Source organism: Tepiditoga spiralis (assembly GCF_014701195.1).
GTDB lineage: Bacteria > Thermotogota > Thermotogae > Petrotogales > Petrotogaceae > Tepiditoga > Tepiditoga spiralis.
The window spans coordinates 2,219,292-2,234,132 of record NZ_AP018712.1; the positions used below are offsets into that span (position 1 = coordinate 2,219,292).

A 14,841-nucleotide genomic window follows, 5' to 3' on the forward strand; every position below is an offset into this window, starting at 1 on the left:
CTCCTACCCTTCGACAGGCTCAGGGAGCAAAAATCCGGTCATTGAGCTTGTCGAAATGACTCCTACCCTTCGACAGGCTCAGGGAGCAAAAATCCGATCATTGAGCTTGTCGAAATGACTCCCACCCTTCGACTGGCTCAGGGAGCAAAAATCCGGTCATTGAGCTTGTCGAAATGACTTATCAAAAGGGGGACTTTATTAATGATAGGTTATACATATATATTAAAATGTTCTGATGGAAGTTATTATACAGGAAGTACTAATGATTTACAAAAAAGATTAATTCAACATCAAGATGGTAATGGAGCAAATTATACAAGAAAAAGATTACCTGTAAAGTTGGTTTATTATGAAGAATATTCAAGAGTAGATGAAGCCTTCTATAGAGAAAAACAAATTCAAGGTTGGAGTCGAAAGAAAAAAGAGGCATTGATCAATGGTTGTCCAGAATTATTACCAGAATTAGTAAAGAATCAAAGACAAACGAAAAAATACTCTTCGACTGGCTTAGGGGGAAAAAAGCAATCCAGTCATTGAGCTTGTCGAAATGACAAATCTGTCTATTGAAAAAATTAAAAATTTACATAATAATTATTATAACATTATATAAAAACACTTGCTCTCCTAAGAGTCAAGTATTTTTTTAGAATTTTTAAATGTTAGAAATTTTTTTACTATCTCTTAAAATTTTTTTGATAAACTCTATACGGAGGTGTTTACAATAAAAATAATAGAAGAAATTAAAGAAGATATAAAACAAGTAGTTGGAAATAAAAAACTCTATATTGCTTTTTCTGGAGGATTAGATAGTACGGTCGTTGCATTACTTGCTAAAGATGCTCTTCCAAAATCTCAAATAACTCTAGTGAATGTATGTTTTGGTGCTTATTCTTATTCAAAAGGATTAGAAGCCGTACTGAGTTTATCAAATCAAATGAATTTAAATTTATTTTTTGTATCAGGAGAATCTGAACAGGAAACACTAATGTATCATGGCCCAAATTGTAATCAATGTACCAAGAGTATAAAAATTGAAAAAGTAAAAGAATTTGCTTACAAAGGTATAGTAGCTTCTGGAGCTAATCAATCTGATTCTTGGGGAAAAACAAAAATTAAAATTATGAATAATATATATTCTCCTTTAGTCATGCTCAATAAAATTCAAATAAAAGAAATATTAAGCTATTATGGATTTACAATTCCAAAAATTGGTGAAAATATTGGAAGAGAAGGATGTAAATTTAAACATCTTTTAAAAATGGCTGTAAATACACAATATCATTCAAGAGCTGATGTTATATCAAATGAAGTAATTCATGATGTTTTAGATTTTTATGAATTTAAAAGGGAAATTGCTAATGTAAAAATAATAGGTCCTTTGTCTAAAAATATAGCCATTATAAATATAAAGCCATTACCTCCACAAAACATAATAAATGATATTGTAAAACTTTTAGAAAAAGAAAGTACTATTGATGAAGTTGTTGTTGCTAATAAACCCATGAAACTAAAAATTTCAGCAAGTCCTGGAATATCTAATAATAAAGAATCAAGTTATTGGATTAAAACGGGAAGACTTCAACCAGAATTTGCAGTTCCAATAGAAGTTGAATGGTTACCTTCTAAAAATAATAAATTAAGAACTTTTTCTGTTATTGACTATGAATTTATAAAATAACAATGTAAACTTTGAATAGACCTTTATCAAATAAATCATTAACTAAATTAAAATGTTGTATATATAAATGCATGGTTTCTATAATATAGAAACCATGCATTTTATTTTAAGATTTTTTTCATTGTAATATTTAATATATTCAACTACTTTACCTTTTAATTCTTCTATTCTTTTTCTTTCTCAAGTTCACATTTTGTTTTTTTAGCTTCAGTTAATTTGTTTTCATTAATTTTAGATTTTGACTTGCATCATAATTCTTTAAATCTATGCCATCTGTTAATTCATCTTTTTATAATAAAATAAGAAATTCATTAACTACATGTTCTTTATATTTAGATATCTTTAATATACTTTTCTCATAAAAAATACTTCTTAATAGATAATCTAATTTTTATTCATTATCTACTTTTCTTTGATTTTAAAAATTTTGATAAAATTCTACTTGCATTTTTTGTAGTTCTTCTTCTAATGCATTTAAATAATATTGAGCTTTTTTTAAGTTAAAAGTTTTTCCACATATTTCTAATTGATGAGCTAAATAAAAAGATTTTTTTGTACCAAGATATCCAACAGAAGACTTTAAAGAATGAGAAATTTCCTCTAATTTTTTAAAATTTCTTTCAAGTAAAGCATTTTTTATTTCAGAAAGTATAGGCTTATAATTAGTTATAAATTCTGAAAAGATTTCTCTAAATGACTCTTTATCAAGTCCACTTCTCTCAATTCTATTTTCAAAATTATCTTCTATATGAATATTTTTAAAGTTATTTATACTTTGTTTTTTTAAGCTTGCATATTTTAATATTATATTGAACAAAGCCCTTTTACTTATAGGCTTTACAAGATAGTCATTCATTCCATTTTTTATACATACTTCTTTATATCCTTTCATGGCATTTGCTGTTAAAGCTATAATCGGTATATTTTTATTGTGTTTTCGAATTTCTTTTGTTGCCTCAAATCCATTTAATTTAGGCATTTGTACATCCATTAATATTAAATCAAAAGGTATTTTTGAAATAAGTGAAACAGCCTCTTCGCCATCTGAAGCCATGTGTATATTAAAATTTTTATCTTTTAACATCATTTTTAATATTTTTTGATTAATATCATTGTCTTCAGCAATTAATATAGTTATTTCAGAACTTTTTATTGTATCAATATTCAATGTATTATCTTTTTCAATGAACTTATTAGATTTTTCGATTTCAAGAACAAATTTAAAAGTACTTCCAGCATTTAAAACGCTTTCAACAATTATTTTCCCACCTAATTTTTCAATTATTTTTTTTGATATTGCAAGACCCAAGCCAGTACCGCCAAATTTTCTTGTTATTGAATTATCTGCTTGATTAAAACTTTCAAAAATTGTATTTATTTTCTCTTTTGGAATTCCTATTCCAGTATCTTTAACTTTAAATTCTAATTTAACAGTTTTTTCATTTGATTCTAATTCATTTATTGATAAAGAAACACTACCTTCTGAAGTGAATTTAATTGCATTTGATATTAAGTTTACTAAAACTTGTTTTAATCTTGTTGGATCACTTTTTAAATTATATTTTTTACTCATATTATTTTCAAGATAAAAATTTATTCCTTTTTTATTTGCAAGAGGTCTAAAAATATTTTCAATATTTTCAAACATTATTGAAGGACTAAAATCAATAAATTCAAAACTTAAATGTCCACTTTCTATTTTTGAAAGATCTAATATGTTGTTTATTAACTCTAATAAAGTATCAGATGAACTTCTAAGTATATTAATTAGTTCTTCTTGTTCATTTGTATAATTATATTCTGATAATAATTCAATAGCTCCTATGATTGCAGATAAAGGAGTTCTTATTTCATGACTCATGTTAGCAAGAAAATTAGTTTTTAATTTTGAAGCTTCGGCTTCTTTTTTTGCAGCCATTTGTAGTTTTTTAAGAGTTAATTCTTCAGCACTTACATCTCTTCCTACACCAAATATTAGTTTTAATTCTTTAGAAGCCTTTGCTGATATTCTTAAAGGCAGATAAGTTCCATTTTTTTTCTTCATATAAATTTTAGTGTTATTTATAAAATTTCCTTCTAAAATTTTATTATGTGTATTTTCTACAGTAATTAAATCCGAATCTTTTAAAAAATATTTAATATTTTTATTTAATAGTTCTTCTTCTTTATATTCAAATGTATCCAATATAGATTGTGATACTTTTACTATATTTTGATTGAAATCAACTATTAATATAAAGTCTGGAGATAATTCAAATAATTTTTGAGTTATTTCCAAAAGTTTTTCTTTTTCTTTTTCAAAATTCTTTCTTTTTGAAATATCACTTAAAGTTCCTATGATTCTTATTGCTTTTAAATTTTGAGTTCTTTCAATTACTTTTCCTCGTGCTTCTATCCACTTTAAAGTTCCATTTTTCATTTTTATTTGTATTTCACATGTAAAATCATCTGTTTTATTATTAACACAAGCATCTACTTTTTGAGATATTTTTTTTAAATCTTTTGGTGAAAATAAAGATTTCCAGTCTTTAAATTTTTCTTTTAATTCAATAATATTATAATCTAATACTTTTTCTATTGTTTTATTAAAATTAAATTCATTTTTTTCTAAGTCCCATTCCCATATTCCTTCATTAGAAGCACTCATTGCAAGATTCATTCTCTTTTGTTCTTTCCTAATTTTATTTTCTTTTTCTTTTTCATCGGTTATGTCAGATAAAATCAAAACAAATTTATTGAAATTAATTTTATAAATTACTCCATAAGCCCATTTTTTTGTTTTTGAAAAATAAATATCTTTAACTTTTGAATATTTCATATTTTTTTCAATATTAATTTTTAAATAATTTAATATATTTTTATTTTTTATCTTTTCGCCAAATAAAAGCTCTGCATATTCATTACAAGAAGATATTATTAATTTGTTATCTTTTTGTTTTAAGATAATTCTTCCATCAAAGTCACTCGATATTATGTTTTTAAAGAAAATTATTCTAATAAGAATATCAAAAAGTAAAACTATTAAAGTTAATAATAAAATTATATTAATCATAAAATACACCTCTTAAAAGATTTTATTAGTGATCAATTAAAAAAATTAACTTTTTTTTAATATAATTAATTATACCATATATTCTTAATCTAATCAATTAAAAAAAATGCTGACATAAGTCAGCAATAGGATATATTGGGAAATTGAAGGGGATTAACCTTTTTATTCTAAATTGGGGAGTTTTTATACTTATTTAAGAACAATTAAATTATATCATATCTTTTTAATAAAATCAACAAATTAATATTAATATTTTGTGAATGTTTTATAAAAATATTCATTGTTGATTTGTTGTTTTATAATTTATTCTTAAAAATATTATAACAAATAATTTGTGCATAATATAATTAATTTGAACAACATTTAAAATCAATTTAAACAAAATATTTTCTTTTTATGCTATAATTAAATAAATTACGTATTTCATTTTGGAGGTAAAAAATGATTGATTATGAAGTTAAAGTAAAAATAGATGGACTTAAAAATAAGTTTAAAGATTTAAAAAATTTATTTAATATTGAAAAATCAAGAAATAGAGTTAAAGAATTGGAAAAAATTATGACAGATCCAAATTTTTGGAATGATTCTAAAAAAGCTGAAAGTGTTTCAAGAGAGTCACAACACCTAAAAAACGAAATAGGAGATTTTGAAGCATTAGCAAATTTATTTGATGATCTAGATGCAGCAATAGAACTAACAGAAGAAGATTCAAGCATGGAATCTCAAATATTTGAAACACTCAATGAAATAGAAAAGAAAATAAAAGCATTTGAACTTTCAATGCTTTTATCAGGAAAGTATGACAACAATAATGTATTTCTTTCTATACATCCAGGAGCAGGTGGAACAGAATCTCAAGATTGGGCAAGTATGCTTTATAGAATGTATGTAAGATGGTGTGAAAAAAATAAAATGAAAGTAGAAACAATAGATTATCTTGATGGAGACGAAGCGGGAATAAAAAGTGTAACAATAAAAATTTCTGGACCATATGCTTATGGAAAACTAAAATATGAAAGTGGAGTACATAGACTAGTTAGAATTTCCCCATTCGATTCAAATGGTAGAAGACATACATCTTTTACATCTGTAAATGTTGTTCCTGAATTAAACGAAGATGTTGAAATAGAAATAAGAACAGAAGATTTAAGAATTGATACATATCGAGCAGGTGGAGCAGGAGGACAACATGTAAACAAAACAGATTCTGCTGTAAGATTAACTCATTTACCTACAGGAATAGTTGTTGCCTGTCAAAATGAAAGATCACAACATCAAAACAAAGCAACAGCAATGAGTATGTTAAAAGCAAGACTTTATGAAATGGAAATGAGAAAAAAAATGGAAGAAAAAATGCAATTAATGGGAGATGTTAAAAATATATCTTGGGGAAATCAAATAAGATCGTATGTATTATATCCATATCAAATGGTTAAAGATCATAGAACTTCTTATGAAACATCAGATACAGATGGAGTATTAGACGGTACAATAGATGGGTTTATAGAATCAGAACTTTTGTACTTTGCAGAGCTTTCAAGATAAAATAAATTTGACAAAAACGTTAAGGTGGTGTATAATTTTTGAGAGAGTATAAAGATTATCATAAAAGTATAATGGTGAATGAAGTTCTTGATTATCTTATTACAGTGGAAGATGGAATATATGTAGATTGTACTGCTGGAGAGGGTGGACATTCTAAAGCAATTTATGAAAAATGCAATGGGAAAGCTAGAGTAATATCAGTTGATGTTGATTATGAAGTCCTTGGAATAGCAGAAAAAAGATTAAAAGAACTTTCTTATAAAATAGATTTTTTTAAAGCACCGTATCAAGAAATAGATATTGTTTTAGCGGGACTTGGAGTTAAAAAAGTAAATGGATTTTTTATGGATTTAGGAGTTTCAACTTTTCAATTAAAAGGCGTAGGAAGAGGATTTACATTTATGAAAGATGAACCTCTTGATATGAGAATGGATTTAGAAGCTGATAAGACGGCTCATTATGTTGTGAATGAATATTCTGAACAAGAATTATCAAAAATAATATTTGAATATGGTGAAGAATTTAGATTTTCAAGGAAGATAGCAAAAAGGATAGTACAAGCAAGGCCATTAAATACTACTTTTGAATTAGTTGAAGCAATAAAATCTGCCTTTCCTTATTCTGAAATAAGAAAAAGAAAAAGACATTTTGCAACCAAAACATTTCAAGCAATAAGAATAGAAGTAAATGGTGAATTTAATAATATTAAAACGGCATTAAATAAATTTGGAAATTATTTAGAAGTTGGGGGACGGGTTGTTGTTTTGTCTTTTCATTCTCTTGAAGATAAAATTATAAAAACATTTTTTAAAAATGATGAAAGGTTTAATTTATTAACAAAAAAACCTTTGATACCTTCAGAAGAAGAAATAAAAAATAATCCACGTGCGAGAAGTACCAAACTTAGAGCTGCAGAAAAAAAGTAATCTATTAATTTGGGGGGCTTTATTATGAGTACTAAAAGCATAAGAATTGAAAAAACAGAAGTAAAAACTATTGATTTAACTTTTTGGTCTATTCTTTTTATGATTTTAATAGCAGTTGTTGTGTGGATTTCACTATTTTTAAACTTTGGAAAAAACGTAGAGAGTTATAGAGAATCTTTAGCTGTTTCTCAAAAAAAGATTAATGGTACAGAACAAAAAATAGTACAATTAAATGATGAAATTGCAAAGATAACTCAAATTTTAAACTCTTATGAAGGAAAATAATTCATGAAATTAAAAAAGTATATTCTTTTATTACTTTTGTCAATGTTATATTTGACAATTATTTTTTTTGGTGTTTTTTTTAATTATAAAGTTATTGAAAATTCAAAAGATATAAATATTAATAATAAAAATATGGCTACCCTTGTAGATTGCAAGGGTAATTTTATTGTTTATAATAAAAAAATGTATGAAGCTTGGATTGATTTATCTTTTTTAAGAAGACAAAAAAAATTTAAAGAATACGAACATTTATTACTATCTAAATATACTCAAGATGAAATAAAAGATAAAAAATTTTTAAAATGGGGAAAATTCTATACAAAAAAAGAAGCTGAAGACAATTTGGGAGTTTTAAGAAAATTCTCTAAAATATATGAAACACAAGATAGAATATATAATGATTTATTTTCACTATCTCAATTAATTGGAAAATATGACAAAACAAATTATGGTATTGAAAAATATTTATATAATAATAAGCTTTTAGAAACTCAAAAAGAACAAAATTTATCAATTGATTTAACTTTACAAAGAATATTATATGAAGAACTTAAAAAAACAGTAAAAGAAAAAAATGCATCTGGTGCAGTTGCACTTATAATGAATACTAAAACGGGTGAAATTAAAGCAAGTGTATCAATATATCCATGGAATATGGGATATATGGGATATATAGAGCCAGGCTCAACCTTAAAACCAATGATTTATGCAATGGCAATAGATGAAAATATAATAAAGCCTTATGAAACATTTAAGTGGAGCTATCAATATACTCCTAAAAATACGAATATTAAAATAAAAGAATCAGAATATTTTGATTTAGGTACAATGGATATAAAAACCGCTTTAGCTCATTCTTCAAATGTTGCAATAGCCAAAGTTATGGAAAAAATTTTAAATACATATTCTCAAGAATGGTTGTATAATAGTTTATTAAAAATGGGATTTGGGAAAAAAACAAATATAGAATTTTCTGGAGAAATTGATGGTGTATTAAAAAATCCAGATGAATGGAAATCTATAACTCCATATCAAATTGCAATAGGGCAAGGAATTGGAGTAACTCCAATACAATTAATAACAGCATTTAATGCAATAGTAAATAATGGATATTATGTTTATCCAACTTTCTTTAAAAACAAAAAAGTATTTGGAAGACAAATATATTCAGAAAGAACCTCTAAAAAGTTATTGGATTGGATGAGATATACAACTATATTAGGAACAGCAAAAGATGCCTATAAAGAAGGGCTTTTAATTGGTGGAAAGACTGGTACAGCACAAAAAGCATTAAAAGGAATTGGTTATACAAAAGAAGATTATTATTCATTATTTGAAGGATATTATCCGTCGATAAATCCAGAATATACTTTTTTAATTATTGTTGATGATCCAAAAGGAGAATATTATGGCGGAGAGGTTGCTGCACCAATAATAACTAATGTTTTTTATAATTATTCCAAAAGAAAAGAAGTTTATAATTACTTAGGTTATTATTTTAAAGGAGTTTTACCAAATTTAATAAATTTTGATATGGAAGAAGCTAAAGCATTATTGATAAATCTTGGATATAATTTTAATAAAATAATAATAACTGGAAGTGGAACTAAAGTCACTTATCAATATCCTAATCCTGGAACATTACTAAAAGATACTCAATATATAGAGTTGCGGAGTGATTAATTTGAAAAAAATTTTAATATATGGTGATTCATTAATAAAAAAAGAATTAATAATAAAAAAGTTTTTTACTAATAATAACTTTGAAAAACTTTCAAAAGAAAACTACACTTTTGAAAAAATAAATACATTATTATCAACAAGAGGAATGTTTACTAAAAAAAAAGATATTTTAATTGAAAATTTTGATGATTTTAAAACATCTCAAAAGAAAGAAATTACTTCTTTATTGAATAATGAAATATTAACTGATGGTATTTTAATTGTTTCATCAAAAAAAGAAATCAAAAATATAAATTTTGATGAAAAAAAGAAAGCTTTCTTACCAAAGCCATGGGAAGAAGATAAATGGATAAAATTTATAAATGAACTTGCTGAACCAAAAAAAATAAAAAACGAAGCATCTGAATATCTTTTATCTTTATTAGGAAATAACGATTTATATCTTTATGGTGAAATAAAAAAGTTAAAAATTTATAGTAATGAATTTATAACATTTAATGATGTTGTTGAAATAGGATCTAATTTTTCTAAATCAAACTTGGAAGATTTTTTTTATTACTTATCTTCAAAAAAAATTAATGAAGTAATAAAACATTTTAAAAATATTTCAAATAATGATTTTGATAGTATAATGTTTAATAGTTTTGCCTTTAAATATTTTTTTGATTTGTATAAAGTAATATCTTTTGTAGAAAAGAAAAATAAATATACTTGGCCAGAAGTAGAAAAAATAAAAAATGAAACTAAAGTTAATTCACAAAGAGTTAGAAATTTTTTAGGAATCAACTTTAAAAATGATAAAATAAAAAAAATAAATCTTGTAAAATTATATGAAATAAAAGAATTGAGAAATATTTTAATTGAAATTGAAAAAATAGATAGAAAGTTAAAAATTGGAGCTGATCATAGAGTTATCTTTTTGGATTTTTTTGAAAAGGTGTGTAGATATGAAAATTGATATATTTTGTACGGTAATAGATAATTATGGAGATGCTGGTTATACATTAAGAATGGCTATGGCTTTAAGATCACTAAAAACTTCACTTAAAATAAGAATTTATACAGATTATAAAGAGTTATTCTTAAAATTAAAACCAAAATTTATAAATGATATTGATATTTTGAGTTTTAATGAAATAAAAAAATATGAAGCATCAGATGTATGTATAGGAATGTTTCAGTACTTTCCAAATGATTTTTTTATTAATAAAATTAATAAAAATTCAAAAAAATTTATAGTTATAGATTATTTTACTTCAGAATCTTGGGCAGATGAAGTAAATGGAAATAATTGTTTGCACAATGGTTTAAATATTCCATGTGAATTTTATGTTCCAGGTTTATCTAATAAAAGTTTAGGCGTTTTAACATATACTTCAGCAATGAAAAAAACTAAAGTAAATAATAATATATATTTATATACACCTGAAAAATTAAAAACTTTTATAGACCTTAATGATTCAATACTTTGGAGCGGAAACATAAATAATATAAAAAAAATGAATTTTAAAACACAAGATATATTTGATTCTTATATTTTAGGTGCAAAATATAATTGGATTAGAGGAGAAGACTCTTTTCAATTAGCACTTTGGTCTGGTATACCATTTTTTTGGGAGGCTTACCCCCAAAAAAATGAAATAAAAAAGCTTAAAATAGATGCTTTTTTGAATTTTATGAAACCTTTTTTAGATGAATTTTATCAAAGTTATTATAACATAATTTTATATATAAATAATTTTAAAAAAACAAGTATAAAAGAATCATATTTATTTATAAACAATAATTATAATGATTTTAAAAATAAATTTATGAATTTAAATCAATATTTTCTTAATAGAAAAAGTTTTCAAAAAAACTTAATAAAAATAATAGAAATTTTATAGTATAATAAAAATAGAAAATCAACAAAAGGAGTGAATTCAATGATAACAGCAGCAGAATTAAAACCTGGATACGTTGTAAAAATAAACGGAAAACTTTATACAGTTTTAAAGGCAAAATACAACTGGTCTGGAAGAAATGAAGCAACAGTAACTTTAAAAATGAAAAATATTGAAAATAATTCAATGTTAGATACAGTTATGAAGGGTGGAGAAAAATTAGAAGATATACAATTAGACCATAGAGAAATGCAATTCATATATACAAGTGGAGATTATTATGCATTTATGGATAATGAAACTTATGAACAAATAGAAGTTTTAAAAGATGAACTTGGAGATATAGTTAATTTTCTTGCAGAAGATGGAATAGTAATAGTATCATTTTATGAAGAAAGACCAGTAGCTTTTTCACTTCCAAAAAATGTTATTCTTGAAGTTACTTACACTGAACCAGGTGAAAGAGGAGATACTGTTGGTAATACATTAAAACCCGCTACTCTTTCAACAGGATATGAAGTTGGAGTACCTTTATTTATAAATATAGGAGATAAAATAGTAATAGATACAAGAACTGGAGAGTATGCATCAAGAGCTTAAAATAATATAATACAAAAAAAGAGATGGAATTAATCCATCTCTTTTTTTGGTATTATTGAGTTTTACTTTATTTATTAAAATTTTTTTTATAAACTTGTTTAATTAAGCTTAGTATGTATTCTAAATTTTCATCATCATTTATAGTTGTTTCATAATCTCCATTTCCATGATGCCCTTTTTGTGAAACATCGTTAAAGATATTTCTACTATCTTCTAAATTTCCTTTACTTATATTCAACCATATTTTTAAATTCTTTTTTTGAAGTTTAAAATCAACTATATTTTTTTTATTTTTCTTAAATGCTATGTATATTTTTTTTGGTTCTACTTCAATATCTGGAATCATTTGTTCTATTTTATCACTAAATATTTTAAATAATTCAATAATTTCTTTGCTACCTGAGCTTAAACTGTCTTCTAATGTATAAGTTTTTATTTCAGAAATAACTTTTTGTACCTTTTCATCTTTACTTAAAATATTTGAAATACTATTAGTAATTCTATTTCCTTTTATTTCGTTAAAGTACAAAATATTATTTTCAAATTGTTTTATTTCATACAATTCAATCGGTAAATCTTTAAAATTGATAGTATCTTTTTGAAATTTATTAAAATTTTGAGATATGAAAATAACTTTAGATTGAGACCAATCAATATCTATTTTTTTTAAGGAATTATCGAATTTTTCATTATATTCTAAAATAAATTCAGCTTTATTGTTTAACATTGTAGCTAAATATGCATATCCTTGGTCTATAACACTATAATTTTGTCCTCTTTTATATTCGATAATTACAAAGGCTTTATTTTCTTCATCATATCCAAGAGTGTCAAATCTATAATTTTCAACTGCAAATTCGCTTTTTATAAACTTTATACCTAATAATTTTTCCATATTAATTTCACAAACTTCTTGTAATTCTTTTTCAAGTTTAAATTCTTTTTCTTTTATTTCATCAATTTTTTTATCGTTCTTCAACTCAAATAATGCCAATTAAATCACTCCTTTTTTCAATAAATAATACAATGTAATACAATTAATTGATTTGATTTGTTTTTTTCTCAAAATACTTCTTATACATTAAACATTTAACTTTTTAATTATATTATATCATGAAAATCTGTGATTGTTTATTATTTTTATTTTATTTAAGAATAAATCTAAAAAATGTAATTAATGAGAAAAATGCTCATAATTTATGATATATTATAATTTTTATGGTATAATAAAAACAGGAGGTGAGAAAAATGCTCATACAATTCAATTTTAAAAATTTTAAATCGTATAAAAATGAAGTGTCTTTAGATTTATCCGCAACATCAATAAAAGATCATGAATATAATTTAATACACGATAAAAATGAAGAAAAATTTTTAAAAATAGCTGCAATATATGGTCCCAATGCAGGCGGAAAAAGCAATATTATAGAAGCTTTTAGGTTTATGAGATATTGGGTGCTATCTTCTTTTAAGGAAGCAGGAGAAAGAAAAGGGATACCTCTTAAATGTTTTGCTTTTGATGAAAAATTTAAAAATGGTAAATCTGAATTTGAAGTTTTTTTTAAAGAAAAAGGTTATGAATATCAATATGGTTTTTTAATTGATGATAGTAAAGTATACGAAGAATGGTTATATAAAAGAGATTTTAGAGGAAAAAATAAATATAATATAATTTTTGAAAGAAAAGAAAATAATATAAAATCTTCTAAATTTTTAAAAAAAGTTGTCTCTATAACAGAAAATATTATTAATGGTTCTACATTATTTTTATCATTTTTAGGAAATATTAATGTTAAAGAGATTAAAAATGTTTTTGATTGGTTTAGAGAAATAAAAGTAATAAATTTTGGAGATAGCTTTTCTGAATTAATATATGAAACAAATTCCGAATTAAAACGAAGGTATAAAGATAAAAAATATATTAAAGGATTAGTAGAATTTTTGAAATCAATAGATATAGATATTGAAGATATTATGGTAAAAGAGCGAATATCAAATAATAAAAAAACATCAATTTTATATTCTAAACATTATGATAATAAAAAAAAATTAATAGAATTACCATTTGATGAGGAGTCAGATGGAACAAAAAAAATGCTTCTTTTATATAACATTTTTTATGATGTATTTAAAAATGGAGAAACAATATTTATAGATGAACTTGATTCAAAATTACATCCAATATTAATGAGAAAAGTTATAGCGATGTTTCATGATGAAAAAGTAAATAAAAATAATTCTCAATTAATTTTTACAACTCACAATGTTGTATTACTTACTAAAGATTTATTTAGAAGAGATGAAATTTGGTTTGCTGAGAAAAAAAGTAAAGAATCAAAGTTATATTCCTTAGTTGAATTTAAAGTTAATGGTAAAAAGGTAAGAAATGATGCATCATATGATAAGGATTATTTAAAAGGAAAGTATGGAGCAATACCAATAGTAAAAGATTTTTATTTTAGGGCTGAGAAAAATGAGTAGTAGAAAAAGAAAAAAAAGAATTAGAAAAGAAAATATTAGGAACGAAAATATTGTAAGATATCTAATAGCTTGTGAAGGTAAAGAAACAGAAGTGAACTATTTTGAAGGAATAAAAAAGAAATTTGAAGAAAAAGGATTATTAAGAAGAGATTCAACAGTATTTGATTTAAAAAAATATAATTTTGAAATTAAGGGAGTCGAAAGAGGTACTGATGAATTATTAAAAGAGGTTAATAGATATATAAATAGAAATAGTAATATATATGATAATATATGGTTGGTTTTTGATAAAGATAATTTTTCGGATGAAAGCTTTAATTATACAATTGAACAGTCTAAAAATAATGGATATTCTGTAGCTTGGTCAAATAAATGTTTTGAATTATGGTTTCTTTTATATTTTGAATATAATGACTCTAATCTTAATTGTAAAAACTATATAGAAAAGTTGGATACAAATGTAAAAAAAAATATAAATGAAAAAGGATACAAAAAAAATAGAAAAGATATGTTTGAAATTTTAGAAAGATATAGTGGATGGAAAAAAGCATATAAAAATGCTGAAAAATTAGTAAATAAGTTTAAAAATGAAAAATCATATGCTAAAAAAGCACCATATACAACTGTTTATTATCTTGTTAAAGAATTATGTGAAATTATAGAAAAACAAGATAAAAAATAAAAATAAAATTCTACTCGTACAAAAAT

General features: G+C 23.7%; 14 protein-coding genes. 11 read left to right on the forward strand and 3 right to left on the reverse strand.

Features of this window, described 5'->3' with window-relative positions; all coding sequences use genetic code 11:
• Nucleotides 1–201 precede the first annotated feature (201 nt).
• Together IGS63_RS10350 and IGS63_RS10355 are read left to right on the forward strand one after the other, a co-directional pair.
• Entirely contained in the window at nt 202–537 is a 336-nt protein-coding gene (locus tag IGS63_RS10350) for a GIY-YIG nuclease family protein (RefSeq protein ID WP_190614747.1), read from the forward strand.
• A 175-nt stretch (nt 538–712) separates the two neighbouring features.
• Nucleotides 713–1,678 (forward strand): adenine nucleotide alpha hydrolase family protein, encoded by a 966-nt coding sequence (locus tag IGS63_RS10355; RefSeq protein ID WP_198423052.1) that lies wholly within the window; start codon nt 713–715, stop codon nt 1,676–1,678.
• 78 nt (nt 1,679–1,756) lie between these two features.
• Here the strand turns inward: IGS63_RS10355 and IGS63_RS11880 are convergent, their stop codons facing one another.
• Both IGS63_RS11880 and IGS63_RS10360 read right to left on the reverse strand, forming a co-directional pair.
• Nucleotides 1,757–1,846: a hypothetical protein gene (locus IGS63_RS11880; RefSeq protein ID WP_476756227.1), complete on the reverse strand. Its 90-nt coding sequence runs from the start codon at nt 1,844–1,846 to the stop codon at nt 1,757–1,759.
• A gap of 250 nt (nt 1,847–2,096) precedes the next feature.
• Nucleotides 2,097–4,730 carry a response regulator gene (locus IGS63_RS10360; RefSeq protein ID WP_190614749.1) on the reverse strand — a complete coding sequence of 878 codons (2,634 nt, stop codon included), beginning with the start codon at nt 4,728–4,730 and terminating at the stop codon, nt 2,097–2,099.
• A 441-nt stretch (nt 4,731–5,171) separates the two neighbouring features.
• Between IGS63_RS10360 and prfB the strand changes: the two genes are divergently transcribed.
• The 7 genes from prfB to efp are packed head-to-tail and all read left to right on the forward strand — an operon-like array spanning nt 5,172 to nt 11,652.
• A complete protein-coding gene (gene prfB / locus IGS63_RS10365) occupies nt 5,172–6,275 on the forward strand; it encodes a peptide chain release factor 2 (protein WP_190614751.1) in 1,104 nt (367 codons plus the stop codon).
• 38 nt (nt 6,276–6,313) lie between these two features.
• Nucleotides 6,314–7,201 carry a 16S rRNA (cytosine(1402)-N(4))-methyltransferase RsmH gene (rsmH, locus tag IGS63_RS10370; RefSeq protein ID WP_190614753.1) on the forward strand — a complete coding sequence of 296 codons (888 nt, stop codon included), beginning with the start codon at nt 6,314–6,316 and terminating at the stop codon, nt 7,199–7,201.
• Between the two features lie 24 nt (nt 7,202–7,225).
• Entirely contained in the window at nt 7,226–7,486 is a 261-nt protein-coding gene (locus IGS63_RS10375; protein WP_190614755.1) for a hypothetical protein, read from the forward strand.
• Between the two features lie 3 nt (nt 7,487–7,489).
• Nucleotides 7,490–9,169: a penicillin-binding transpeptidase domain-containing protein gene (locus IGS63_RS10380; RefSeq protein WP_190614756.1), complete on the forward strand. Its 1,680-nt coding sequence runs from the start codon at nt 7,490–7,492 to the stop codon at nt 9,167–9,169.
• Nucleotide 9,170: 1 nt separating this feature from the next.
• Nucleotides 9,171–10,127: a DNA polymerase III subunit delta gene (locus IGS63_RS10385; RefSeq protein ID WP_190614758.1), complete on the forward strand. Its 957-nt coding sequence runs from the start codon at nt 9,171–9,173 to the stop codon at nt 10,125–10,127.
• Complete coding sequence (earP, locus tag IGS63_RS10390; RefSeq protein ID WP_190614764.1) at nt 10,117–11,055, forward strand: elongation factor P maturation arginine rhamnosyltransferase EarP; 939 nt, start codon at nt 10,117–10,119, stop codon at nt 11,053–11,055. Before IGS63_RS10385 ends, earP begins: the two co-directional genes overlap by 11 nt.
• A gap of 39 nt (nt 11,056–11,094) precedes the next feature.
• Nucleotides 11,095–11,652: an elongation factor P gene (gene efp / locus IGS63_RS10395; RefSeq protein ID WP_190614766.1), complete on the forward strand. Its 558-nt coding sequence runs from the start codon at nt 11,095–11,097 to the stop codon at nt 11,650–11,652.
• Between the two features lie 67 nt (nt 11,653–11,719).
• On the opposite strand, the gene IGS63_RS10400 is transcribed toward efp, so the two are convergent.
• On the reverse strand, nt 11,720–12,646 hold the full coding sequence (locus IGS63_RS10400) for a DUF5655 domain-containing protein (protein WP_190614768.1): 927 nt from the start codon (nt 12,644–12,646) through the stop codon (nt 11,720–11,722).
• Nucleotides 12,647–12,900: 254 nt separating this feature from the next.
• Here IGS63_RS10400 and IGS63_RS10405 point away from each other — a divergent pair, with 254 nt between their 5' ends.
• Together IGS63_RS10405 and IGS63_RS10410 are read left to right on the forward strand one after the other, a co-directional pair.
• Nucleotides 12,901–14,133, forward strand: a complete 1,233-nt coding sequence (locus IGS63_RS10405; RefSeq protein WP_190614770.1) for an AAA family ATPase — start codon at nt 12,901–12,903, stop codon at nt 14,131–14,133.
• The gene (locus IGS63_RS10410; RefSeq protein WP_190614771.1) at nt 14,126–14,815 is read left to right on the forward strand and encodes an RloB family protein; all 690 of its coding nucleotides are present in this window, start codon (nt 14,126–14,128) and stop codon (nt 14,813–14,815) included. Before IGS63_RS10405 ends, IGS63_RS10410 begins: the two co-directional genes overlap by 8 nt.
• Nucleotides 14,816–14,841 lie beyond the last annotated feature (26 nt).